At 68.7% G+C, this 25119-nt stretch carries 20 protein-coding genes and 2 pseudogenes; 12 read left to right on the top strand and 10 right to left on the bottom strand.

Annotated elements, in window-relative coordinates; genetic code table 11:
- The first annotated feature begins 144 nt into the window (after positions 1–144).
- The gene (locus HCC78_RS03460; protein ID WP_172327345.1) at positions 145–2097 is read left to right on the top strand and encodes a bifunctional 2',3'-cyclic-nucleotide 2'-phosphodiesterase/3'-nucleotidase; all 1953 of its coding nucleotides are present in this window, start codon (positions 145–147) and stop codon (positions 2095–2097) included.
- 83 nt (positions 2098–2180) lie between these two features.
- Here HCC78_RS03460 and HCC78_RS03455 read toward each other — a convergent pair whose 3' ends face one another.
- From HCC78_RS03455 to HCC78_RS03445, 3 genes are all read right to left on the bottom strand, one after another.
- Positions 2181–3719: a tripartite tricarboxylate transporter permease gene (locus HCC78_RS03455; protein WP_172327344.1), complete on the bottom strand. Its 1539-nt coding sequence runs from the start codon at positions 3717–3719 to the stop codon at positions 2181–2183.
- 10 nt (positions 3720–3729) lie between these two features.
- Positions 3730–4161, bottom strand: a complete 432-nt coding sequence (locus HCC78_RS03450) for a tripartite tricarboxylate transporter TctB family protein (protein ID WP_172327343.1) — start codon at positions 4159–4161, stop codon at positions 3730–3732.
- Positions 4162–4260: 99 nt separating this feature from the next.
- The gene (locus tag HCC78_RS03445; protein WP_172327342.1) at positions 4261–5253 is read right to left on the bottom strand and encodes a tripartite tricarboxylate transporter substrate binding protein; all 993 of its coding nucleotides are present in this window, start codon (positions 5251–5253) and stop codon (positions 4261–4263) included.
- 175 nt (positions 5254–5428) lie between these two features.
- Between HCC78_RS03445 and HCC78_RS03440 the strand changes: the two genes are divergently transcribed.
- The 3 genes from HCC78_RS03440 to HCC78_RS03430 are packed head-to-tail and all read left to right on the top strand — an operon-like array spanning position 5429 to position 8500.
- A complete protein-coding gene (locus HCC78_RS03440) occupies positions 5429–6100 on the top strand; it encodes a response regulator transcription factor (protein ID WP_172327341.1) in 672 nt (223 codons plus the stop codon).
- Positions 6093–7472 (top strand): sensor histidine kinase, encoded by a 1380-nt coding sequence (locus HCC78_RS03435; protein WP_172327340.1) that lies wholly within the window; start codon positions 6093–6095, stop codon positions 7470–7472. Before HCC78_RS03440 ends, HCC78_RS03435 begins: the two co-directional genes overlap by 8 nt.
- Positions 7469–8500 carry an ABC transporter substrate-binding protein gene (locus tag HCC78_RS03430; protein ID WP_172327339.1) on the top strand — a complete coding sequence of 344 codons (1032 nt, stop codon included), beginning with the start codon at positions 7469–7471 and terminating at the stop codon, positions 8498–8500. Before HCC78_RS03435 ends, HCC78_RS03430 begins: the two co-directional genes overlap by 4 nt.
- Positions 8501–8656: 156 nt before the next feature.
- Here the strand turns inward: HCC78_RS03430 and HCC78_RS33535 are convergent.
- The 5 genes and pseudogenes from HCC78_RS33535 to HCC78_RS03405 form a co-directional block, all read right to left on the bottom strand.
- Positions 8657–9568: pseudogene (locus tag HCC78_RS33535) on the bottom strand (transposase); the annotation flags it as partial.
- A gap of 108 nt (positions 9569–9676) precedes the next feature.
- Positions 9677–9835: pseudogene (locus HCC78_RS33530) on the bottom strand (IS5/IS1182 family transposase); the annotation flags it as partial.
- Between the two features lie 745 nt (positions 9836–10580).
- Positions 10581–11960, bottom strand: a complete 1380-nt coding sequence (locus HCC78_RS03415) for an aspartate aminotransferase family protein (protein ID WP_172327338.1) — start codon at positions 11958–11960, stop codon at positions 10581–10583.
- A gap of 136 nt (positions 11961–12096) precedes the next feature.
- Positions 12097–13122: a histone deacetylase family protein gene (locus tag HCC78_RS03410; protein WP_172327337.1), complete on the bottom strand. Its 1026-nt coding sequence runs from the start codon at positions 13120–13122 to the stop codon at positions 12097–12099.
- 5 nt (positions 13123–13127) lie between these two features.
- Positions 13128–13817: a GntR family transcriptional regulator gene (locus HCC78_RS03405; protein WP_172327336.1), complete on the bottom strand. Its 690-nt coding sequence runs from the start codon at positions 13815–13817 to the stop codon at positions 13128–13130.
- A 120-nt stretch (positions 13818–13937) separates the two neighbouring features.
- On the opposite strand from HCC78_RS03405, the gene HCC78_RS03400 reads away from it, so the two are divergent.
- Genes HCC78_RS03400 through HCC78_RS03370 form a run of 7 tightly spaced genes read left to right on the top strand, consistent with a single transcriptional unit; the run spans position 13938 to position 22064 of the window.
- Positions 13938–14705 (top strand): class II aldolase/adducin family protein, encoded by a 768-nt coding sequence (locus HCC78_RS03400; protein ID WP_172327335.1) that lies wholly within the window; start codon positions 13938–13940, stop codon positions 14703–14705.
- A 49-nt stretch (positions 14706–14754) separates the two neighbouring features.
- Positions 14755–16302, top strand: coding sequence for an ABC transporter substrate-binding protein (locus tag HCC78_RS03395; protein ID WP_172327334.1), 1548 nt, complete (start codon positions 14755–14757; stop codon positions 16300–16302).
- A 48-nt stretch (positions 16303–16350) separates the two neighbouring features.
- On the top strand, positions 16351–17328 hold the full coding sequence (locus HCC78_RS03390) for an ABC transporter permease (RefSeq protein ID WP_172327333.1): 978 nt from the start codon (positions 16351–16353) through the stop codon (positions 17326–17328).
- Complete coding sequence (locus HCC78_RS03385) at positions 17325–18158, top strand: ABC transporter permease (RefSeq protein WP_172327332.1); 834 nt, start codon at positions 17325–17327, stop codon at positions 18156–18158. The genes HCC78_RS03390 and HCC78_RS03385 overlap by 4 nt, the downstream gene beginning before the upstream one ends.
- Positions 18155–19780 (top strand): ABC transporter ATP-binding protein, encoded by a 1626-nt coding sequence (locus HCC78_RS03380; protein ID WP_172327331.1) that lies wholly within the window; start codon positions 18155–18157, stop codon positions 19778–19780. Before HCC78_RS03385 ends, HCC78_RS03380 begins: the two co-directional genes overlap by 4 nt.
- Positions 19777–20682 (top strand): NAD(P)-dependent oxidoreductase, encoded by a 906-nt coding sequence (locus HCC78_RS03375; protein WP_172327330.1) that lies wholly within the window; start codon positions 19777–19779, stop codon positions 20680–20682. Before HCC78_RS03380 ends, HCC78_RS03375 begins: the two co-directional genes overlap by 4 nt.
- Positions 20679–22064, top strand: coding sequence for an amidase (locus tag HCC78_RS03370; protein WP_172327329.1), 1386 nt, complete (start codon positions 20679–20681; stop codon positions 22062–22064). Before HCC78_RS03375 ends, HCC78_RS03370 begins: the two co-directional genes overlap by 4 nt.
- Before the next feature lie 553 nt (positions 22065–22617).
- Here HCC78_RS03370 and HCC78_RS03365 read toward each other — a convergent pair.
- A complete protein-coding gene (locus HCC78_RS03365) occupies positions 22618–22821 on the bottom strand; it encodes a hypothetical protein (protein ID WP_172327328.1) in 204 nt (67 codons plus the stop codon).
- Positions 22822–23421: 600 nt separating this feature from the next.
- Positions 23422–24093 (bottom strand): hypothetical protein, encoded by a 672-nt coding sequence (locus HCC78_RS33525; RefSeq protein ID WP_253949016.1) that lies wholly within the window; start codon positions 24091–24093, stop codon positions 23422–23424.
- Positions 24094–24801: 708 nt separating this feature from the next.
- Here HCC78_RS33525 and HCC78_RS03355 point away from each other — a divergent pair.
- Positions 24802–24939, top strand: a complete 138-nt coding sequence (locus HCC78_RS03355; RefSeq protein WP_172327327.1) for a hypothetical protein — start codon at positions 24802–24804, stop codon at positions 24937–24939.
- Positions 24940–25119: the final 180 nt, after the last annotated feature.

Genomic DNA, 25119 nt, shown 5'->3' with positions numbered 1-25119 from the left:
CCGGGCCGCAGCCGGGGCTCCCCGCGCATCCGCGACCGGACGTGGCGACAGGGTCTCTGGACAGCGGCGGCCTGCCGGGGGACTCTGCGCGCAGGTCCCGCAGCCGCGCCGGGACCGACGCGATTCCCGAAAGAGGAGCCCGACATGCGCCTGACCCGCCGAACCTTCCTTGCCTCGACCGGAGCCGCCATAGCGCTGCATCCCTTCGCGCTGCGCGCCCAGTCGAACCAGGCGCATCTGCGGCTGATGGAAACCACCGACATCCATGTCCACGTGTTTCCCTACGACTATTACGCCGACAAGCCGGTGGACACGGTCGGGCTGGCGCGCACTGCGTCGCTGGTCGCCGAGGTCCGGGCCGAGGCCGCCAACGCGCTGCTCTTCGACAACGGCGATTTCCTTCAGGGCAACCCGATGGGCGACTACATCGCCTACGAACGCGGCATGGACGGCGGCAAGACCCATCCGGCGATCGATGCCTTCAACGCGCTGGGAATCGATGCCTCGACGCTGGGCAACCACGAGTTCAACTACGGGCTGCCCTTCCTGGAGGCGGCCTTGGCGGGCGCGGCCTGCCCGGTGGTCTCGGCCAATGTCGCCACCGCCCTGGGCGAGACCCCTGACAAGGACGAGACGCTGGTCCCGCCCTATGTCATCCTCGACCACCAGCTGACCGACGGGGCGGGCGAGACCCAGCCGATCCGCATCGGCGTGATCGGCTTCGTGCCGCCGCAGATCATGCAGTGGGACCGCGGCCATCTGGAAGGAAAGGTGCAGACCCGCGACATCGTCGAGGCGGCCGAGGCCTGGGTGCCGGTGATGAAGGCCGAAGGCGCCGAGATCGTCGTCGCGCTGTGCCATTCGGGCATCGGGCCGGCGCAGCACGAGCCGGGGATGGAGAACGCCGCCGTGCCGCTCGCGGCGGTGGAGGGGATCGACGTGATCTTCACCGGCCACAGCCACCTGGTCTTCCCGGGCGCGGATTTCGAGGGCTTCGAAGCGGTCGATGCCGCAGCCGGCACGATCCACGGCAAGCCCGCGGTGATGGCCGGGTTCTGGGGCTCGCACATGGGGCTGGTCGATCTGCTGCTCGAACGCGGCGAGGACGGATGGAGCATTGCCGAGGCACAGGCCGAGGCGCGGCCGATCTACCTGCGCGGCGAGGACCGCACCGTCACCCCCACGGTGGAGAGCGATCCGGCGATCCTCGAGGCGGTGGAGAATTCCCATGCCGCCACGCTCGACTACATCCGCCGCCCTGTCGGCAAGACCGATGCGCCGCTCTATTCCTATTTCGCGCTGGTCGCCGACGACCCCTCGGTCCAGATCGTGTCGAAGGCGCAGGAATGGTACATCGCGCAGATGATGCAGGGCACCGAATGGGAGGGCCTGCCGATCCTGTCGGCGGCGGCCCCGTTCAAGGCCGGCGGGCGCGGCGGCCCGGACTACTATACCAACGTGGCCGCGGGCGACATCGCCATCAAGGACGTGGCGGACCTGTACCTCTACCCGAACACGGTGCGGGCGGTGAAGGTCGACGGCGCCACGGTCAAGGAGTGGCTGGAGCGCAGCGCGGGCATGTTCAACCGGGTGATGCCGGGCTCGAAGGACGCGGCGCTGCTGAACCCGTCCTTCCCCAGCTACAATTTCGACGTGATCGACGGGGTCACCTACCGGATCGACCTCAGCCAGCCATCGAAATACGGCCCGAAGGGCGAGCTGGAGAACCCGGAGGCGAACCGCATCGCGGAGCTGTCCTTCAACGGCGCACCGATCGATCCGGCGCAGGACTTCATCGTCGCCACCAACAACTACCGTGCGGGCGGCGGCGGCAACTTCCCCGGCGCGATGCAGGAGAACGTGGTCTTCGAGGCGCCCGACACCAACCGCGACGTCATCGTGCGCTACATCGTGGAGCAGGGCACGGTTAGCCCCGAGGCCGACGGCAACTGGTCCTTCCTGCCGTTGAAGGACACGACCGTGGTCTTCGATACCGGCCCTGCGGGGCAGCAATTCGCGGACAAGGTCGAAGGCGTGAAGATCTCTCCCGTCGGCGCGGCCGAGGGCGGCTTCTACCGCTACCGCATCGCGCTCTGACCTGGCGCGGGCCCGGAACGAAAAAGGCCCCGGAGCGTGGCAGCGCTCCGGGGCCTTCCCGTTTCCGCGGGAGCGGATCTGCGTCAGTCGGCGATCGCGCCTTCCTCGTCGCCGCGCTCGTGCATCTTCGCCTTGACGCGGGCGCCGATGACCAGCGGCAGGACGAAGCCGACGATGGCGATGGCCCAGAGCGCGATGGCCAGCGGGCTGTCGACCAGGGTCCACCAGTTGCCGTCGTCGATGGTGATGGCGCGGCGCAAGTTGTTCTCCATCGCGTTGCCCAGCAGGGTTCCGAGGATGATCGGCACCAGCGGCACGTCGAACTTGCGCAGCAGCCAGCCGCCAACCCCGAAGGCCACCATGACATAGAGGTCGAAGGTCGAGCCCGAGATGCCGTAGATGCCGACGAAGCTGACCATGGCCACGATGGGCATCAGCACCTTCGGCGGGACCATCAGCACGCGGGTGAAGATGCCGACCATCGGGATGTTCATCGCCAGCAGCATGAAGTTGGCGATGAAGAGCGCCGCGATCAGGCCCCAGACCACGTCAGGGTTGTTGGCGAAAAGCAGCGGCCCGGGGGTGATGTTGAGGCTCAGCAGCACCGCAAGCAGCACCGCGGTCGTGCCCGAGCCGGGAACGCCGAGCGCCAGCATCGGCACCAGCGCGCCGCCTGCGGCGGCGTTGTTGCCCGCTTCCGGCGCTGCGACGCCGCGCGGATCGCCGGTCCCGAAGGTCTTGTTCTTGTCGACCAGCCGCTTCTCCATCGAGTAGCTGATGAAGGAACCGAGGCTTGCGCCCGCGCCCGGCAGAACGCCCGCGATGAAGCCCAGAACCGAGGTGCGCAGCATGGTGGGCGTGCAGGCCCTGAGCACCGACATCGGCGGGGTCAGGCGGCCGATCTCCAGCTTCTTGCCGGCCGCGTCCGAGCTGCCGTGGCGCTCCTCGAGGAAGATGAAGACTTCCGACAGGGCGAAGAGGCCGACGATGGCGACGAGGAAGTCGAGCCCGTCATAGAGATGCACCTCGCCGAAGGTGAAGCGGGGCACGCCGGTCTGGGTGTCGACGCCGATCATGGCGAGGCCGAGGCCCAGCATGGCGGCGAAGGCGGATTTCGCCTGGTTGGTCGAGCTCACGCCGCCCAGCGTCATGAAGGCCAGCGCGAAGAGCGCGAAATATTCCGCCGGTCCGAAGAGCAGCGCGATCTTCACCAGCTGCGGCGCCAGAAGGATCAGGCCCCAGGTGGCGATGAAGGCGCCGACGAAGGAGGCGATGCCCGAAAGGCTCAGCGCCTCGCCGGCCTTGCCCTTCTTGGCCATCGGATGGCCGTCGAGCACCGTCATCATCGCCGGTTCGTCGCCTGGAATGCCCAGCAGGATCGAGGAGATCCGGCCGCCGTACATCGCGCCGTAATAGACGCTGGTCAGCAGGATCAGCGACGGCGTGGGCCCGAGGCCCAGCGTGAAGGCCAGCGGGATCAGGATGGCGACGCCGTTCGACGGGCCGAGGCCCGGCAGCGCGCCCATGATCGTGCCGAGGAAGCAGCCCAGCAGCGCCAGGCCGATATTCTGGAAGGTCAGCGCGACGCCGAAGCCGTCGGCCAGATGGGAAAGCATGTCCATCGGGGTCTCCTCAGAAGCCGAGCGGGCCGCGCGCGAGCGACAGGCCGAGGACGAGGTGGAAGATCACGTAGATGCCGACCGAGGTGCCGATGCCGGTGGCGGCCGCGAGCAGCAGCGTGTTGCCCAGCCGCCAGGACAGGTAGGCAGCGGCAAGCGCGGTGGCGAAGACGAAGCCGATCACGGGCAGGAAATGCGCGTAGAGGAGCATCATGACCACCGCCGCGGCCAGTTCGGCCAGGCGCGGCAGGGCGGGCCAGTGCGGCTCGGCATCGGGCTTCAGCGCGATCACGGCGGAACTGATGCCGAGGATGGCGGCGATGATGAGGGGGAAGGCCTTCGGGCCCACGGCATCGGAAAGGAAGCTTTCCTCGATCTGCAGCGCTGCGAAGGCGAAGCCGATGGCCAGAAGGACGCCGAACACGCCGAAGATGCGATCACTCATGGGAGATCTCCTGTGCGACGGTTGGATGGAAAGCGGGGGGCGGCCGGGATGAAGCCGCCCCCCTGGGATCAAGCAAGCTAGGCTAGGGGAGGAGAGCGCTTACTTGATGATGCCGATCTCGCGGGAGATCGACTGGATCTGGGCGACGGAGTCGGAGACGAAGGCCTGGAAATCCGCGCCCTGCAGGTCGAGCGGCGCCAGGCCGTTGACTGCCATGGTCTCTTTCCACTGATCCGAGGCGTAGAGGTCGGCAATCATCTTGACCCAGCCGTCATAGGCCGCGTCGGACATGCCGCCCGGCGCGTAGAAGCCGCGCCAGTTGGCGCCGAGCGCATCGACGCCCTGCTCGCGCGCGGTCGGGAACTCGGCGAATTCTCCGTCCAGCCGCTCCGGCGCCAGCACCGCGATCACCCGGATGTCGCCCGAGTCGACGAAGCCCTTGGCTTCCGACAGGTCGCCGGTGAAGGCCTGGACCGACCCGGCCAGCAGCTGTGTCACCGCCTCGCCGCCGCCGTCGAAGGCCACGTATTTCACCTTGCGCACGTCCTCGATGCCATAGGCATTCGCGGCGATCAGGACCTTCAGGTGGTCCCAGCCGCCCACGGCCGAGCCGCCTGCGACGGAAACCGAGCGCGGGTCCTGCTTGATCATGTCCAGCAGCTCGGGCAGCGTCTGGACCTTGCTGTCCTTGGCAACCGCGATCACGCCGTAATCGGCGCCGATCGAGGCGAGCCAGCGCACCTGGTCGATGCTGTTGCCCGGATAGGCACCCTGCGCCAGGCGGGTTGCGGTGGCCGAGGAGGCGGCCACGATCAGGTCATTGTCGTCGCCGCGCTTGTTGACCACCTCGGCAAAGGCCACGCCGCCGCCGCCGCCGGCGAGGTTGACGACCTGCATGGTCTTGGAGATCAGGCCCAGATCCTGCAGCTCCTTGCCGACCTGGCGGCAGGTGAAGTCCCAGCCGCCGCCCGGGTTGGCGGGCGCGATGCACTCGGGGTTTTCCGGCGCGAAATCGTCGGCGATGGCGGGCAGGGCCGCAACGGTCCCGATCAGAAGGGCGGCCGCCGACAGGCGCAGTTTTTCGAGAGTCATGGTGTCCTCCTCCGAACTCTTTTCTCCGGGGCGGGGTCCTCTCCCCGCTCCCTCCCCGGTCCATGCGCTTTGCGGTTGCGCGACACCGGGGTATGCGGTCACTAGGGGATGAACCTGTCGTGAACCTGTCACGTGTGAAAAACCTGTTCAGTTCTGGAAAGGGAAACGGTCCGCCATGCGCGTGCTGATGGTCGAGGATGCCGCCGATCTGGCCGAGGCGGTCGCTGCGCAGCTGGGGCGCTCGGGCGTGGCCTGCGACCTGGCGCATTGCGTGGACGAGGCGGAGGACTTCCTTGCCGTGCAGTCCTATGACGCGATGGTGCTGGACGTGAACCTGCCCGACGGCACCGGTACGGAACTGCTGCGCGCGATGCGCGGGCGCGGCGACCGCACGCCGGTGCTGATGCTGACGGCGAACAGCGCGGTGGAGGACCGGGTCGGCGCGCTCGATCTCGGAGCCGACGACTACCTGGTGAAGCCGTTCGACCAGCGCGAGCTGGAGGCGCGGCTGCGCGCCATCGTCCGCCGCGAGGCGGAGCAGAAATCCGACGAGCTGGTGCTGGGGCCGCTGCGCTACTCGCCGGCCACGCTCGGAGCGGAACTCGACGGCCAGCGGCTGCAGCTGACCCGGCGCGAGGCGGTGCTGCTCGGCGTGCTGATGCGCCATCCGGGCCAGGTCCAGAGCAAGGAACGCCTCTACGGCCAGCTCTTCACCTTCGACGATGCCGATGTCGGGCTGAACGCGATCGAGCTCTACATCGCGCGGCTCCGCAAGCGGCTGGCCGGCTCCGCCGTCGCGATCGTCACCCAGCGGGGGCTCGGCTACCGGATCTGCCTCGATGGCTGAGCCGCAGAGCCTGCTGACGCGGGTCACGGGGGCGGTGCTGTCGCTGCTCCTGGTCGGCGGCATCCTGGTGGCGCTGGTCTCCTGGGCGAACGGGCGGGCGGCGGCGCGGACCGCCTATGACCGGCTGCTGCTGGGCGCGGCGAACGACATCGCGGAATCGATCTCGATCCAGGACGGGGTGCCGCTGACCGCGCTGCCGGTCTCGGCCTTCCAGCTGCTGGCGCAGGCGCCCGACGACCGGATTTCCTATGCCGTGCGCGGCCCTGGGCGCGAGCTGCTGACCGGGCAGGAGGACGCGCCGCGTCCGCGGCTGCGCAGCCGCGGGGTGGAGCCGGTCTTCTTCGATGCCGACATGCAGGGCGAGCCCGCGCGCTTCGTCGAGGTCACCCGCCGCTTCGCCGAGCGCGACTTTTCGGGCGGGGTGACCGTGACCGTCGGGCAGACCATGCGCGCGCGCAACGCTATGGCGATCGATCTCAGCCGCAGCGCGCTGCTGACCGTGGGCGCGGCCGGGCTGGCGCTGCTGCTGATCTCGGTCTTCGTGATCCGATCGGCCATGCGGCCGCTGGTGGCGATGGCCGGCGACCTCTCGGCGCGCGACCCGCATGACCTGACGCCGATGGAGCCGGCCGGCGTCCCGGCCGAAGTCGCGGTCGTGCTGGAGGCAATGAACCGCTTCATGGCGCGGCTCGACCGGCAGCTGGAGGCGATGCGCAGCCTGATTTCCGACACCGCGCACCAGCTCAGGACGCCGGTCGCGGCGATCCGGGCGCAGGCCGAGCTGGCGGTGGAGGAGGAAGACCCCGAGCGGCTGCGCGGCGCCACGGCAAAGCTCCTGGCGCGGACGCGCAGCCTCGGCGGGCTGCTCGACCAGATGCTGTCCCGCGCGCTGGTGATCCACCGCACCGAGGCGGTGGCGCGCGAGCCGGTCGACCTGCGCGACGTGGCGCTGGACGTGCTCGACAGCGCCGATCCCGAGCTGCTCTCTCCCGGCGCCGAGGTCGCGCTGCTGATCGGCGAGGCGCCGGTGACGGTTCTGGCCGATGCCTTCTCGCTGCAGGAGGCGGCGAAGAACCTGCTGGCCAATTCGCTGCGCCACGGCAAGCCGCCGGTGCGGATCGGCGTCGAGGCGGCGGACGGCGAGGCCCGGCTCTGGGTCGGCGATGCCGGGGAGGGTCCGCCCGGCGACCTCATGGACAGGCTGGGCGGCCGGTTCGAACGCGCCGCGGCCTCGGGCGGGCAGAGCGCCGGGCTGGGCCTGTCGATCGTCAAGGCAGTGGCCGGGGCCTTCGGCGGCCGGGTGGAGATGGCGCGCGGCGCGGACGGGTTCCGCGTAGCGCTGGTGCTGCCGCTAGCGGAGGCGGACGCATGATCCGGCTGGCGCTTCTCCTGGCCTGTCTGGCGCTGCCCCTGCGCGCGCAGGAGGCGGTGATGCAGGTCGGCAGCGGCGCGACCTGGATGCTGCTGCGCTCGACCACCGATGCGCGGATCTTCCGCCCGGTTCTGGAGGCCTTCCTTGCCGGGCATCCCGAGCTGTCGGTCCGCTACGAGCAATGGGGCTCGAACGCGCTCTATGCGCAGTCGAGCGCCGATTGCGCCGCGGGCCGGGCGGGAGCGGATGCGGTGTTCTCCTCCGCGGTGCAGCAGATGGTGGAGCTGGTCAACCGGGCCTGCGCCGCGACCCGGCGCTCGGCGCTCACCGCCGCCCTGCCGCCGTCGCTGCGCTGGCGCGACCAGCTCTGGGGGCTGACCCGCGAACCGGCGGTGACGATCTACAACCGCGATCTGGTGCCGCCCGCGGACGTGCCCCGCGACCGTTTCGCGCTCCTGGACCTGATGCGGCAGAAGCCCGACGCCTATCGCGGACGCATCGCCACCTATGACATCGAGGCCTCGGGGCTGGGCTATCTCTTCGCCTTCACCGACAGCCTGCAGGCGACCACCTACGGCGCGCTGCTCGAAGCCTTCGCGCGCACCGGCGGGGTGGCGACCTGCTGCTCGGCGGAGCTGATCCGCGACGTCTCCGCGGGCCGGTTCCTGATCGCCTACAACGTGCTCGGCTCCTACGTGGCGGCCGCGGCGCCGCGCAATGTCGGGGTGGTGCTGCCCGAGGACTACACGCTGTTCCTGTCGCGCGGCTACATGATCCCGGCCCATGCCGCCCATCCCGAGGCCGCCGCGGCCCTGCTCGATTTCCTGCTCTCGCCCGAGGGCCAGACTGCCCTGTCGCGGGCCGGGCTGATCCATGCCGCTGCCCCGGCCGAAAGCGGCCTGCAGCAGAGCGCGATGCGCCCTATCGCGCTGTCGCCGACGCTGCTCGTCGGGATCGACCGCCAGCGCCGCGCGCAGTTCGCGGCGCAGTGGCGCGATGCCTTCGGGCCGGGCGAAGGGCTGCCCTGACGGCCGTTTGCGCGCTGCGTCCCGAAAGGGCAGGTCCCGCACGGAAACTGGCGGACTGGCGGAATCGGAGGCAGTGTAGCGCGACAGCCACGGAGCGCGTTCTTGCAGAAGCCGACGTGAGGACGTGATGCTCCTTTTCCTTGGCCGAAGTCGGACCACGCCTTGGATCCCGGCGGTGCCGAAGGCGTCGAGGCGGTTCATGAATGAGCGGCCAGAGCCATCGGTCCGAGCGCAGCCGCGAATGATGCCGATGCGGAACCCGGCGGTCCGGCGGGCAGGGCACCTGGAGGCAATCCGGTCGCCGGAGGGTTTCAGGTCCCTCATCCTGGCCCCGATCCTGCTCCGGACATGGCAGCCGGACCAATGTTTCCGGAGTAAGCCGGAACCGTAGCGCCAGTGGCGCCGCGAAAGCCCAGTGAGCGCGGCCCACGCGCCGGGCCGCCCGCAGGATGTCGTTGCGGACCAGGGCTTCGGGGCAGTCCTCCTTCCGGAGGCGGTCGTTGCGGCGGACCGGAGCAAGGGCATGACTGCCGTCGCCAGCGGTGCTCGAACCGATGGCGCATCCGCTGGCAACTCCGGAGGAATGCCCGGGCGCCTCTAGCCGCCGCGCGCGAAGATCGCCGAGCGGCACCCGCGGGTGTCGAAGCCGCCGTTACCGGTGACAGTGCTGATTTCCCCGCCTGCCGGGATCCCGCCCAGCAGCCCGGTCAGCATGGGGCAGTCCTCCGCCCGGCTGGAGGTGAATTCCACCGCCCGGATGTCGCCTGTGTCGGTACCCATCGCCAGATGGACTCCGCGGCACTTGCGGTAGCGGTGCGTGCCGTGCTTCCCGGCCAGCCACTCTTTGACCGGGCTTTCGTGGCGCCATCAGGGCCACGGTCGCGTCTCATTCAGACGACGGCTAAGCATGGAGAAGTCGGCAAGCGGCCAGTCCAGCCCCGCCATTGCGAGGATGCTGGATTCCATGCCGCCGCGCCGTGGTCGCACGGACCGGTGGCGTTCCCATAGCCCGACCTGGCGGAGCGGCAGGCCGAAGAGGACCTTCGCCATCAGGCAAACCTGGATGGCATTCGCCGGGCAAGGTTCCGCCCGAACGGCCCTCAGAGCCTCCCCCGGAGGATTTCCCGCTGGCGCAGACCGGTCCGGACTCCCCGGACCGTCTGCCGATCCGCCTCATTGAGAGCAGACAGGCGGGCGCCGGGGCTTGCAGGCCTCCTGCGCGAGCCAGGCCATGTCCTTTTCCAGCCAGACAAGCAGCGAGCCGCGCCGCTTCCGCGCGGCATTGCAGGATTTCCGGACGGCAGTGCGGTGGCGGGCAGGCTCAGGATGCGTCAAGGCGGGGCCTTCACCGACCGGATTCACGACGTGAATCCGGAACGTCGGGGACTTCTGCAAAACATGCCGTACTGGAACGCCTGTGAGATCGCGGCTCCTTGCCGGTGCCAGGCAGCGGCAACGGCGGCAACCCGGACGCCGCGCCCGCGCTGACGGCTCAGGAGACCGCGCCAGACATCTCTGGCGTGGGTTCCGAAGCGGACCGGAGCCGAGATTCCGCCGCCGCGCCGGAACACTGGACTGCCGCGCCGCTCGGGCGGCTCGCGGACACAATGCAATATCGGCCCGATGAACCGCCATGGCGACGGCATCGCAACGGACGATGCCGAGGCAGCGAAGCGGTTCCTGCAGGCTGGCCGACGCGTCCCAGCCCGGCCCTGCACAGAACAGGACGGGGCAGGATCGCGTGGACATACGCCAACGGCACCACCGTCGTCCGCAACGTGCGGGAGGCCATCCGCTGGGGCGGAGCAGGCCAGCATGACTTCGCGCGGCACCCTGCCGGTCTACCGGACGAAGTTGGGATGCAGCTGCACGGACGGCAGGACCGGCGTGGCGCAGGATGTGCGCTGGCCGGCATGTCGTTCCGGCTTGCCGCCGGATGCTGGGGCAGGACCGGCAGAACTGCGGGGGCCCGCCCCGGCAGGTCGAGGCTGGCATCCATCAAGCAGAGATGCAGCGCGGCGGATTTCCGCGCTGCAAATGTCAGGTTCCGGCACTGCCGCAGGACAGCACCGGCGCCAAGTCAGAGCAGACCTTCGGCCTTCGCTTCTTCGGCCACTTGGTCGAGCGCGGCGCGCAGCCGGGCGAAGATCTGGGCGATGTCGTCCTCGGTGACGATCAGCGGCGGGCAGAGCGCCACCGTGTCGTAGACGTTGCGGCAGATCAGCCCGGCATTCTGCGCAGCCTTCGCGACGCGGGCGCAGAGCGCGCCGGACTTGCCGAAGGGCTGCTTCGTCGTCTTGTCGGCCAGTTCCAGCCCGCCGATCAGGCCCGTGCCGCGCACCTCGCCGACCAACGGATGATCCCCGAATTCGCGCAGGCCCGCCTGGAAGATGGGCTCCAGCCGTGCGGCGTTGCCCATCAGATCGCGCTCCTCGATGATCTTGAGGTTCTCCAGGCCCACGGCGCAGGCCACCGGATGGCCCGAGGCGGTGTAGCCGTGGCCGAAGGTGCCGAGCTTGGCGGTGTGATCCGCGATCGCGTTGTAGACCTTGTCGTTCACCATGATCGCGGCGAGCGGCATGTAGGACGAGGTCAGCTGCTTCGACGTCACCAGGATGTCGGGCATGAAGCCGTATTTCTGGCAGCCGAAGGGCGTGCCGAGACGGCCGAAACCGTTGATCACCTCGTCGGAGACCAGCAGGATGTCGTATTTCGCGCAGATCTCGGCGACGCCCGGCCAGTAGCCTTCCGGCGGCGTGATGACCCCGCCCGCGCCCATGCAGGGCTCGCCGATGAAGGCGGCGATGGTCTCGGGGCCCTCGGCAAGGATCGTGTCCTCCAGCTCCTTCAGCAGGCGCGCGGTGAACTCGGCCTCGGTCTCGCCGTCCAGCCCGAACTTCCAGAAATGCGGGCAGGTCATGTGGGTGACCGGGATCGCCGGCAGGTCGAAATCCTTGTGGTTCGCGGGCAGGCCGGTCAGCGAGCCGGAGGCGACGGTGATGCCGTGATAGGCCTTGTTGCGGGCGAGGAACTTCTTCTTCTCCGGCCGTCCCAGCGCGTTGTTCATGAACCACACCATCTTGATGACGGTGTCGTTGGCCTCGGAACCCGAGTTGGTGAAGAAGGCGCGGTTCAGCCCCTCGGGGGTCATCTCGGCCAGCTTCTCGGCCAGGCGGATGGCCGGCTCGTTCGCCTTGTGGGCGAAGGAGTGGTAATAGGGCAGGGCGTCCATCTGGGCGACGGCGGCGTCGCGCAGCCGCGGCTCGGAGAAGCCCACCGCGACGGACCAAAGCCCGGCCAGACCTTCGATATATTCCTTGCCCTCGCTGTCATAGACCCGGACGCCGTCGCCCTTGGTGATGATCAGCGGGCCCTGCTCTTCGTGCAGGCGGGCATTGGTGTAGGGGTGGATCGAATGGGCGATGTCCGAGGCGTGCAGCGAGTTCGGGATCTGGTTCATGGGAGACTCCAAGGAAAGCGGCGCAGGAGCGCGGTCGGCGCCCGGCGGAAACTGTCGACATCAGATCAATCAGATCGCCGGGGGCAAGTATAGGGCCAGCGGGCAGCGGCTGTGAGGCCAGAACCCGCCGGAAGGCTCAGCGGCCGAGCAGGCCGGACATCACGCTTTCCAGCGAGGTCGTCAGATCGGGCGAGAGATAGCCGCCCTCCTGCACCAGAACGGTGGGATAGCCCGCGGCGGCGATGCGGCGGCCGGCCTCGCGGAAGCCCTCCCAGGTGATCTTCATGCCGGCCAGCGGGTCGTTCTCATGCGCGTCGAGCCCGAGCGGCACGACCAGCGCGCCGGGGGCAAACTCCGCGATCCGCGCCAGGCCGCGGTCGATCGCCGCGAGCCAGACGGCATCGGTGGTGGTGCGGGGCAGGGGGAGGTTGAGGTTGAAGCCCGCGCCTTCGCCTTCGCCGGTTTCATGCGCGTAGCCGACGAAGAACGGATAGTAGGTCGCGGGATCGGCATGGACCGAGACGGTCAGCACATCGGCGCGGTGGTAGAACACGCCCTGCGTGCCGTTGCCGTGATGCACGTCGATGTCGAGCGTGGCCACCTTGGCGTGCTGCGTGCGCATCCGCTCCACCGCGATGGCGGCGACATTCATCAGGCAGTGGCCGGCGGCGGTATCTGCCGTCGAATGGTGCCCCGGCGGACGGGTCAGGGCATAGGCCATCTTTTCGCCCGCCAGCACGGCATCGGCCGCGGCAACGGCGCAATCGGCCGCCCGGCGCGTCGCTGTCCAGGACTCTGCCCCGATCGGCGCCGAGGTGTCGCCCATGTGCCAGCCCGCGCGGCCGACGATGCTGTCCTTGGGATAGGTGGACGCCGCCTTCTGCGCGAAGACGTTCGGCACGACCTCGGGGCCGCAATTCGGCAGCTTCTGCCATTCCTCCCAGGCGTGCTCGAGGAAATCCAGGAACTCGGGCGTGTGCACGGCCTCCAGCGCGGCGCGGGGCGCCGCCGCGGGGCTTTCCGTGGAAAGCCCGAGCTTTTCCAGACCCGCAAGCAGCAGCTTGGCACGCTCGGCCTGTTCGGCATTGTGCAGCAGCTTGCCGTGGGTCAGGCGGAATTGCGGATCATGCGCATCGGTTTCGGGCGCGTAGAAGCACTTCATGTCGGTCACTCTTCGAGAAGTCGGAATTGCTGGGTGACGAGGCGCCGGGCCTCGCCGATATGGTATTCGATGGCGCCCCGGGTGGCGGCCTCGTCGCGGGCGCGCAGGCTGTCGAGGATCGGCACATGGGTGTCGGCAATCCAGCGCGGGTCCCCGTAGAGCCGCCCGATCACCATGACGCAGAGCTCGGTCTCCTTTGCCAGCTGGTCGAAGATCGCCGAGAACCGCGGATTGCCCGAGGCGGCGATCATCAGCCGGTGGAACTCCATGTCCGCCTCCATCTGGGTCAGCATGTCGACCTCGGGGGTGGAGACCTCGCGCAGCCGCTCGATCTGCGCCGCCAGCCCGTCGATGGCCGCCTCGGGCGCCTCGCGCACGACACGCAGCGCGGCGGCGGTCTCGATCACGATCCTGAGCTCGTAGAGGTCGTCCAGCTCCTTTGCCGAAATCTTGCGCACGAAGAAGCCGCGGTTGGGCTGGTAGGCCACGAGGCCGGAGCTTTCCAGCAGCCGCGCCGCCTCACGCACCGGCGCGCGGCTGACGCCCAGATCGCGGGCGATCACCGATTCGGACAGGCGCGATCCGGGCTTCAGCTTGCCGCGGATGATCGCCTCGCCCAGCAAGTTCGCCACGCGGTCGACCAGCCCGTCACGTCCGAGCGGGGCGAAATGCGAAGGGGAATCGGGCTTTTCCATGGGTGATGGCTTTCCGGGCAAGTCTTCGAGAAGCTAACTGTCTTGATGTCGACTGTCGACAATTTCTTGACACAGATCAAGGACGAGTCTCTTTTCGGGGCGAGACAAAGGAGACGCCCGATGCCCGACGGCCATGCCAACCCGACTGCCGCCCTGCGCCGCGATCTTGCCGCCGCCTACCGGCTGATCGCGCTGATGGGGATGGATGACGGGATCTACACCCATATCTCCGCGCGCCTGCCGGACGGCCCCGACGGGCAGAAGCGGTTCCTGCTGAACCCCTACGGCCTGCGCTTCGACGAGGTGACCGCCGGGAACCTGGTGACGGTCGACGAGACCGGCGCGGTGATCGAGGACCCCTATGGCGCGGGCGTCAACGCGGCGGGCTTCACCATTCACTCGGCCGTGCACATGGCGCGCCATGACGCGCTCTGCGTGCTGCACACCCATACCGTGGCGGGCGTCGCGGTCAGCTCGGTGAAGGAGGGCCTGCTGTCCCTCAACCAGTGGTCGGCGCAATTCCACGGCCGGATCGCCTTCCACGACTACGAGGGCATCGCGCTGGATCTGGCCGAGCGCCAGCGCATCGTCGCCGACCTCGGCGACCGCGACGTGATGCTGCTGAGGAACCACGGCACGCTGCTGCTGGGCCGGTCCGTGGCCGAGGCGGTGAAATACGCGATCAACCTGGAGCGGTCCTGCAAGGCGCAGGTCGCGGCGCTGTCCATGGGGCTGACGCCGGTGGTGCTGCCCGATGCGGTGGCCGAGCATACCGCGCGCCAATATGCGCGGATGTACGACAAGATGGAGCTGGAAGGCGCGCCCGATCCGGAATGGACGGCGATCCTGCGCAAGGTCGACGCGGCCTGCCCCGGCTACGACGGATGACACGACCCCGGACGAACCGGGGCGGCAACTTCAGACAACAGGGAAACCCATGAAACATCTCAAGGCAACGACCTTCCTCATCGCAGCGGCCTTCGCGGGCCAGGCGCTCGCACAGGAGGCCGGCGGCCGCCTCGACATCGTGGTCCAGCCGGAACCGCCGGGGCTGATGCTGGGCCTCGTGCAGAACGGCCCCACCCAGCTGGTCGCGGGCGACATCTACGAGGGCCTGCTGCGCTACACCACCGACCTGGAGCCGGAGCCGGGCCTGGCCAAGTCGTGGGACATCTCCGAGGACGGGCTGACCTACACCTTCCACCTGAACGAAGGCGTGAAATGGCATGACGGCGAGCCCTTCACCTCCGCCGACGTGGTGTTCTCCGCGGATGTCTTCCTGCGCGAGACCCATGCGCGCCTGCGCGCCTCGCTGGCCTATGTCGACACGATCACCGCGCCGGACGACCTGACGGTGGTGTTCAAGCTGAAGGAGCCCTTCGGTCCCTTCATCTCGGTCTTCGAGGTCGGCACCATGCCGATGATCCCCAAGCACATCTACGAGGGCACCGACTACGCCACCAACGAGATGAACGCGACGCCGATCGGCACCGGCCCGTTCAAGTTCGACAAGTGGGAGAAGGGCAGCTTCATCCACCTGGTGAAGAACGAGGACTACTATGTCGACGGGCTGCCCCATCTCGACGAGGTCTACTACCGGGTGATCCCCGATGCGGCCTCGCGCGCGGTGGCCTTCGAGACCGGCGAGGTCGACGTGCTGCCCGGCGGCTCTGTGGAGAACTGGGACGTCGCGCGGCTGACCGAAATGGACGGGGTCTGCTCGACCGGCTCGGGCTGGGAATTCTTTGCGCCGCTGGCCTGGATGTGGCTGAACAACCGAGAGGGACCGACCTCGGACGTGCGCTTCCGCCAGGCGATCATGTACGCGATGGACCGCGAATTCGTCCGCGACGTGGTGTGGAACGGCTTCGGCAAGATCCCCACCGGCCCGGTCGCGTCGGTGACCAACTTCTACTCGGACGGCGTCACCCAGTACGACTACAACCCTGACAAGGCCAAGGCGCTTCTCGACGAGATGGGCTATGACGGCGAGACCGTCCGCCTGCTGCCGCTGCCCTATGGCGAGACCTGGCAACGCTGGGCCGAAGCCGTGCGCCAGAACCTCTCCGAGGTCGGCATCAACGTGGAGATCGACTCCACCGACGTGGCGGGCTGGAACGAGAAGACGTCCCAGTGGGACTACGACATGGCCTTCACCTATCTCTACCAGTACGGCGATCCGGCTCTGGGCGTGTCGCGCAACTACACGGCCGACCGGATCCAGAAGGGCAGCCCGTGGAACAACGTGGAAGGCTACGAGAACCCCGAGCTCGACGCCAAATGGGCCGCCGCCGCAGTGATGGCCGATCCCGAGGCGCGCCAGGACGCATATGACGAGATCCAGAAGGAGATCGTCGACGACGTGCCGGTGGCATGGCTGCTGGAGCTGGAATTCCCGACCATCTACCGCTGCAACGTCCATGACCTGGTGACCACGGGCATCGGCCTGAACGACGGCATCCGCAACGCCTGGATCGAACAGTAACCTGTCCGCCGGTCCCCGCGGGGACCGGCCACCGACCGGAGGCCCAGCATGGCCGTTCTCGCCCCCATTCTCGGGCGGCTGGCCAAGGCGCTGATCACGCTCCTTGCCATCGCCGTCCTGAATTTCTTTCTCATCCATGCCGCGCCGGGCGATCCGGCGGTGGTGCTGGCCGGCGAGGCCGGGGCCGCGGACGAGCAGATGATCGCGCAGCTGCGCGAGCGCTTCGGCCTAGACCAGTCGTTCCATGTCCAGCTCGGCAGCTATGTCTGGAACATCGTGCAGCTGGATTTCGGCTATTCCTTCCGCCAGGGCGCGCCTGTCCTGGACCTGATCCTGGAACGCCTGCCCGCCACGCTGATCCTGACGCTGACCGCCTTCGTCATCTCGCTGACGCTGGGCATCGCGCTCGGCGTCGCCGCCTCGGCACGGGTGGGCAAGGCGTCGGACAGCGTCCTGACCACGCTGGCGCTGCTGTTCTACGCGACGCCGCTCTACTGGGCGGCGCTGATGGCAGTGCTTGTCTTCTCGGTGGAGCTCGGCTGGCTGCCGGGCTTCGGCTATGAAACCGTGGGCGCCGGCTATTCCGGCCTCGCGCGGATCTGGGACGTGATCAAGCACCTGATCCTGCCCGCCTCGACGCTGGGCCTGTTCTTCATGGCGGTCTACATGCGGATGACGCGGGCCTCGATGCTGGAAGTGGCGCAGATGGATTTCGTCAAGACCGCGCGCGCCAAGGGCCTGTCGGGACCAGTGATCCGCCGCCGCCACATCCTGCGCAACGCGATCCTTCCCGTCGTGACGCTGGCCGGCCTGCAGGCCGGTCAGCTGGTCGGCGGTGCCGTGCTGACCGAGACGGTCTTTGCCTGGCCGGGCATCGGGCGGCTGATGTTCGAGAGCCTCGCCGCGCGCGACTACAACACCATTCTCGGCGTCTTCCTCGTCTCCGCCGCCATGGTCATCGTCTTCAACATCCTGACCGACCTCGTCTACCGGCTGGTCGATCCCCGCATCGGAGCCCGCGCATGATCCGCCGCTTCGCCTCCAACAAGGGCGCCGTGATCGGTGTCCTGATCCTGCTGATCGTCATCGGCCTCGCGCTGTCGGCGGACCTGCTGTTCCCGCGCGGCCCCTGGGCGATGGTGCAGCGGCCCTTCCTCGTGCCCTTCACGATGGACGGCTTTCCCTTGGGCACCGACACGCTGGGCCGCGACGTTGCCGCCGGCCTCGTCCATGGCGCGCGGGTCTCGCTGCTGGTGGGCCTCGTTTCCACCATCGTGGCGCTGGCCATCGGAGTGCCGCTCGGCGCGGTTGCGGGCTTCTACGGCGGCTGGGCGGACGAGGGCGCCATGCGCTTCACCGAGTTCTTCCAGACCATCCCGAATTTCGCTCTGGCCATCGTGCTGGTGGCGATCCTGGAGCCGACGCTGACCTCGATCACCTCGGCCATCGCCATCGTCTCCTGGCCGCCCGTGGCGCGGCTGGTGCGCGCCGAGGTCATGGCCGTGAAGCGCCGGGAATATGTCGACGCCGCGCGGTTGGCAGGGCTGTCGAATTTCCGCATCCTGACCGGCGAGGTGCTGCCCAACACCGTCTCGCCGATCATCGTCATGGCCTCGCTCATGGTGGCGACCGCGATCCTGCTGGAAAGCTCGCTGAGCTTTCTCGGCCTCGGCGATCCGAACGCGATGAGCTGGGGCTACATGATCGGCGCGGCGCGCACGGTGATCCGTTCGGCCTGGTGGCTGTCGTTCTTCCCGGGCGTCGCAATCCTCGTCACCGTATTGGCGCTGAACCTGATCGGCGAGGGGCTGAACGACGCGCTGAACCCGCATCTCAGCCGGAAGGGAACCGCATGAGGACCGTGCTTTCGATCGAGGAGCTGTCCATCGCCCTGCCGAAGGGCGCCGACCGGCCGCATGCCGTCGCAGGCATCTCCATGAAGATCGCCGAGGGCGAGATCCTCTGCGTCGTCGGCGAATCCGGCTCGGGCAAGTCGATGACCGCGAACGCCCTGATGGGACTGCTGCCGCCGGGCGTCACCGTCGACGGCGGCCGCGCGGTCTTCGACGGGCAGGACGTGCTGTCCCTGCCCGAGACGGAGCGCCAGAAGCTCCGCGGCTCGCGCATCGCGATGATCTTCCAGGAGCCGATGACCGCGCTCAACCCGCTGATGCGGATCGGCGAGCAGATCTCCGAGGTCTTCGCCGCGCACGGCATGTACACCCAGACCGAGCGCGAAAAGCGCGCGCTGTCGCTGGTGACCGAGGTCGGCCTGCCCGATCCGGCCAAGATCATGCGCGCCTATCCGTTCCAGCTTTCGGGGGGACAGCGACAGCGGGCGATGATCGCCATGGCGCTGGCCTTGGAGCCGGAGCTCTTGATCGCCGACGAGCCGACGACGGCGCTCGACGTGACCACGCAGGCGCAGATTCTCGATCTGATCCTCGACCTGCGGACGCGCCGCGGCATGGGCGTGATGTTCATCACCCATGACTTCGGCGTGGTGGCGGAGATCGCCGACAAGGTGATCGTCATGGAGAAGGGCATCGCGGTGGAGCAGGGCACCGCCGCCGAGGTCCTGGAAAATCCGCAGCATCCCTATACCCGCCGCCTGCTTGACGCGATCCCGACCGGGCGCCTGCCCGAAGCGCGCGCGCTGGAACCCGCGCCGGTGTTGGAGATCAAGGGGCTGCGCAAGGTCTACCGCACTGGCGGCGGGCTCTTCCGCGAGGCGCGCGAGGTGCGCGCGGTCGACGATGTCAGCCTGAGCATCCGCCGTGGCGAAGTGCTGGGACTGGTGGGCGAAAGCGGCTCGGGCAAGTCGACGCTGGGGCGCACCGTCGTCCGGCTGGTCACGCCCGATGCCGGGCAGGTGCTGGTCGGCGGCACCGATCTGGCAGCCCTGTCGGAGGAAGAGCTGCGCCGGTCCCGCAACAAGGTGCAGATGGTCTTCCAGGACCCCTATGCCTCGCTGAACCCGCGCCACCGCATCCTGCGCGCGCTGACCGCCGGACCCGTCGCCATGGGCAAGCCGAAGCCGGACGCCGAGGCGAAGGCGCGCGAGCTGCTGGAGATCGTCGGACTGGGCGCGGAGACCGCCGACCGCTTCCCGCACGAATTTTCCGGCGGCCAGCGCCAGCGCATCGGCATCGCACGGGCGCTGGCCATGGAGCCCGAACTGATCGTCGCGGACGAGGCGGTCTCGGCGCTCGACGTCTCGATCCAGGCGCAGGTGCTGGATCTGCTGCGCGACCTTCGGTCGCGTCTGGGGCTGTCGATCCTCTTCATCACCCATGACCTGCGCGTTGCGGCACAGCTCTGCGACCGCATCGCGGTGATGCAGAAGGGACGGCTGGTGGAGATCGGCGCCGTCCATGACATCTTCCTTGCGCCGCGCGAGGGCTATACCCGGGACCTGCTGGCCGCCGTGCCCGGCGCCGACTGGGCGGCAGAGAACAGGACAAGAGGGTTTGCATGATTGGTGTGGTAAACAGTCTGGGCTTCGACATTCTCGATTTCCACGGGGACGCCTTCGCGGTGCATGCGCCGGAGCTGACGCTCCTGCGCCCCGAAGAGGTCGCCGACCCGGCCGCGGTCGAGTTTGTGATCACCTTCCGCCCGCCGGATGACTGCTTCGCGCCCTATCCGAACCTGAAGGCGGCGATCTCCTCCGCCGCCGGCGTCGACGGCATCCTCGCCTGTCCCTCGCTGCCTGCGGGCGTCCCCGTGCTGCGGGTCGAGGACCCAGACCAGGCGCGGCAGATGGCGGGCTTTGCCGTCTTCCACGTGCTCTGGCACCACCGCCGGATGGACCTGCACCTGGAGGACCAGGCCGCCGAGCGCTGGAACCGCCCGGCCCATGGCCGCAGCCCGGAGAACCGCCGCGTCGGCATCATGGGCTACGGCAACATGGGCCGCGCGATCGCCAAGGCGCTGGCCGGTCTGGGCTATCCGGTCGCGGTGCTGGCGCGCCGCCCCGTCGAGGCCGAACCGGGCGTCGAGATCATGCTCGACCGCGATGCCTTCCTGGCGCGCACCGACATCCTGATCAACGTGCTGCCACTGACCGAAGAGACCCGCGGCTGCATCGATGCCGGGCTGCTGGGCAAGCTCCCCGGGGGCGCGGCGCTGGTCCAGATTGGCCGCGGCGAGCAGCTGGACGAGGCAGCCCTGCTGGCAGCGCTCGACAGCGGCCATCTGGCGGGGGCGTCGCTCGATGTGTTCGCGGTGGAGCCGCTGCCCGCGGGCCATCCGTTCTGGCACCATCCGCGGGTGCTGGTGACCCCGCACACGGCCAGCGCGCCGGAATCGAAGAACGTCGCCCTGTGCGTCAGCCGCAGCCTGGCGTCGCTCGGCAGCAGCCTGAAGGACACAGCATGACCGAGCCCAACGCGCTTTCCGCCCGCGAGATTGCCGCTGCCGTGGGCAGCGGCCGGCTCAAGGCCGAAGCCGTCACCGCTGCGACGCTGGACCGGATCGCCTCGCTCAATCCGGCGATCAATGCCATCGTGCAGGATTGCAGCGAGGAGGCGCTGCGCGATGCTGCCGCGCTGGACGCGCGGATCGCGGCCGGGCAGGGCGGCGGGCTGCTGGCGGGCGTGCCGGTCACGATCAAGGTGATCTCCGACCAGAAGGGCCATGCCACCACCAACGGGCTGAAGATGGCCGCCGATCTGGTCGCCGTCCGCGACGCGCCCTTCCTGCGCAACATGCGCGGCGAGGGGGCGCTGGTGGTCGGGCGCACCAACACCCCGGCGTTTTCCTACCGCTGGTTCACCTCCAACCTGTTGCACGGGCAGACCCTGAACCCGGTGAACCATGCGCTGACCCCGGGCGGCTCTTCCGGCGGGGCGGGCGCCGCGGTGGCGGCGGGGCTCGGCCATATCGGCCATGGCACGGACATTGCCGGCTCGATCCGATACCCGGCCTATGCCTGCGGCGTCCACGGCCTGCGTCCGACGGTGGGCCGGGTGCCACAGTTCAACGCCACCGGCGCCGAACGCGCGGCAGGCGCGCAGCTGATGGCGGTCTCAGGCCCGATCGCGCGGCGCATCGACGACCTCCGGCTCGCGCTGGAAGCGATGTCGGGCTACGATCCGGAAGATCCCTGGAGCGTGCCCGCGCCCCTGAAGGGGCCCGACGTGCCGCGCCGCGTGGCACTGGTCGCGCGCCCCGACGGAATGGCGGTCGATCCGCGGATCCTCTCCGATCTCGACCGCGCCGCTGCGATCTTCCGCGCGGCGGGCTGGACGGTGGAATCGCCCGAAGCGCCGCCGCTGGCGGAAGCCGTGGATCTGCAGACGGATCTGTGGCTCTGCGACGGACATGGCGCGATGCTGGCGGCGGCCGAGAAGGAAGGCGACCCCGGCGCGCTGACGGTGCTCGGCCGCTTCACGGAACGCGCGAAATCGCTGGATGCCGCGCGCTACGGCGAGATTCTGCGCCGCCGCGCCACGCTGGTGCGCGCCTGGCGCCGCTTCCTCGACGACTGGCCGGTAGTGCTGATGCCGGTCTCGGGAGAACTGCCCTTCAAGGCGGAAGAGGACCTTGCGGGCCCGGAGGCGCTGGAGCGGATATGGACCGCGCAGATGCCGCAGATCGCCCTTCCGGTGCTCGGCGTTCCCGGGCTGGCAGTGTCGAGCGGCGTCGAGGACGGCATCCCCTCGGGCGTCCAGATCGTGTCGGCCCCCTGGCGCGAGGACGTGGCGCTGGCGGCGGGCGAAGTCCTGGAAGCGGCGTTCTCGCCGGTGTCCCCGTCGTAGCCGCGGCTCAGGGTCTCCGCCCGGTCGTTCCGGCGGCGGCCCGAGGATCCCGGATCGCGCCGGTCGGCATCCCGTGTCTTCCGGCCGGTGGACTCCAGCTTGGGCGCGGTCCCGGATCAGTCCCGGATTGGCGCAGCTTCGAAACTGTAGGACACGGGACCTTGGAGCGGGTCGGCCGGGCCGGCAACCGCCGCCGTCCGAAGCCGCTCGGGAACTTTCCGCCAGCCGAGGCCAGGGAAAACGCAGCGCCGCACCCGGCCCCGAAACCATGGCATGGCACGTGCCGCAAGCCAGCCCCCTGCGGACCCGGAGCGGTTCATTCGGGACTGGCTGCGCGAAATGCCCGTCCTGCATGATCAGCACCGCTCCTGCGGGAAGGCTGAGTTCTACCTCGGTTGCGGTACGGATTGGCCTGGCGAGTTCCTCGCGGACAGCCCCGGCCGGGGTCCGGCAGCCGGGGCATTTCCGCGGCGCTGCGCCGGTGCGGCCGCAAGACGGTCGATGACGGCCGCCTGCAGCTTGGGGTCCCGCAGCAGCTTCGTGCAGCGCGGCGTCAATCGGCGGCAAACCCATGGGCAATCGGGCGGCAGCATCCGTTCGGCCCGGGCTCGTCCCCGAAGCGGTTCCGCTTGGGTTCTCGGCAGATCTTGGAGCGGTGGCAGCCGGCCTGCTGCGCGATCCCGGCCACGCGCACGCCCTGGCCGGAAAGCTTCCGGACGGTTCGCCGCTCCCTGAGGTCGAGCTCGACATCCGCCATCGCACGATCTCCTGTTTTCGCGCGGAATGGCGGAGAGACCGCCAGCCGGAATGGAAGCTGCCCATGTGAGCGCTACCCGAAGTGCGACTCCTTCCGTCCAGGGTAGGTTGCCGTCCCATCTCTTCGATCATCTTTTCGCGGAAGACCTCGGCCGGTGTCTTCCTGCCGAGGCATTTCCGGGGCATTGCGTTCAGGCGGTCAGTGATCATCTTCAAATCATGATCGCTGTGTGCCGTGATGTCGCGTGTTCCCGGCAGCCGTCTTCTCGCGCGCCGGTTGGCGTTCTCGACCGTTCCCTTCTGCCAGGCATTGCCCGGCCGGACATTGCGCGGCAATGGCCCGAGAGGGGCGAGGACAGATCGCAGAACCACGTCTGCATGCCGGTCCCGGCCTGGAGGTGGGGCCAGCTTGCGAACTCGGCTCCGCGGTCGAAGGCGATCGACTTGCGCGCCAGGCGGGGCTGGCCGCGGACGGCCTTCACGATCTTTCCCGTGACCGGCTCCGTGCGCCTGTCCGGGGTCTTCGGGAGCACGGTGAACCGGCTGACCCTCTCGACCAGGGAAGTGACGTTCGGTTGGCCAAGCTTCTGCCGCAGCAGCATCAGATCATTCGGGACCGGCCCCGGGAACGGTGGCGGCCCGGCTCCTCATTCCCAGTGGCCGAACTGGCGCCGCTGCGCCACGTCGTCCGGACGGAACAGGATGCCCACATCGCTGCCGATCCTGCGCGCCCGGCGCTTCCCGTGCAGCGGCAGGGCCTGCGGGACTTGCGGCGCTCGGGCAGGTGCCACCAGAGCTCCTGCGCCATGCCTTCCTTCGAGCAGATGCAGCGATAAATCGTTTCCCGGCAGACGCGCAGCTCCGCGCCCTGATGGATCAACCGGTTGCCGATCTGCCCGGGCGTCCACCCGAGCTCAGCCCGGGCCAAAGTGCTGTTGCAGAGGTCCGGGTGCCGGATCAGCTTGCGCTGCACCGTCCGGCGCTTCCGGGTCTGCAGCTGTGCGGCATGCCCGAAGCCGCCGGCATGTTTCTCCGGCAGCGCGTCATCGGCCCGGAAGTTGCGCTTGATCTCCCGGAAGATGGCCGGTTTGTGCCGCTTGAGGACGCGTGCCATCTCCCTGACGGGGCCTTGGCGCGCCACCAGTTCCCGATTTTGCAGCGCTCTTGCAGCGACAGTTGCATGCAGGCCGTTCCCATGCCGGTTCTCCCCATAAGATAACTCATTGGTTTCCAATGGGAGTGGAACTTCAAGGAAGCGCGCACCCAGCTTCATCCGGAGCTGCGATAGGCCGGGTTATGGCAATCGGATGGCTCTTGCCGAAGTATTTTGGGCTGCATTGAGATTGATTGCGGAACTGCTGGCATGTGTTTCGAAGTTTGCGCCTTCCCAGGTGATGCGTTGCGGAGCCCACGCAGGGTTTCCGGTCCTCTGCTTGGGCGGCGCCTGCCATCGCCGGGACCGGGAAGATCAGGACGGATAGCCCTGTTTCGGGTTCCCAACGGCAATCCAGCGTGGCGTTGTCGCGCAAATGCGGGAGTTTCACGTCGTGAATCCAGCGCGGCAGCGGGACTGAATGAGCGGGCCCGCGCAGACCGCGTGCAGAACCGCCAATTGGCGCAGCTGCAATCAAGCGCTGAGGCAGCGAGGGTCGCGGACCGCATGGTTCGATCCCCCGATGAAATGGCAGGCCGGAGCATCGGGCCGTCGCGGCCGCCAGCAGGCGTACAGCGACGCCCGGACGGCACCGCTTCCCACTGCATCGAGGGAACGAACCAGACACTCAGCGAGCCGCGCCGCCTCAGCGCCTCGCTCGCCATTGCGCTTGGACCGGTGGCGCGCAACGGCTCGCTAGCTTTTCCAGTTGGTCGTCTTGTACGCCGTCTTCGGACGCCATCGAACTTGCCGGGCTCGCACACAGCAATGCACTCCGGGAGTCGCCAGCGGTGCCCGGACCGATGGCGCATCCACCCGCAGTCCTCCATGCCAGCCAGTCAGGGCGCAACCCGCTGGAAAACGCCAACCATCCAGCTGGGCGGCAGCTTCGGCTTCGACGCCGCAGACCTGGACGACGGACTTGGCGAGATCGGCGCTGACCGTGGCAATCTCCGTCGTGAATGACGGCCCCCGGCGGCGGCTTTGACAGCAGCCATTATGGAACGTCGCCATGCCGGTAGCTGGCGCCATCCACTCCGTCAACGGCGCATCAATGCCGTGCTTGGCTCCAACTCCGGGACTTGGCGGCAGCAACGCGCACGGAATGGAGCCAGCTCCCGATCAAAACTTGAGGCGCCATCCTGC

This window comes from Mangrovicoccus sp. HB161399 (genome assembly GCF_013184745.1).
Lineage (GTDB): Bacteria > Pseudomonadota > Alphaproteobacteria > Rhodobacterales > Rhodobacteraceae > Mangrovicoccus.
The sequence above is the reverse complement of the archived record's forward strand: the minus strand, read 5'-3'. Positions and strand labels throughout refer to the sequence as shown.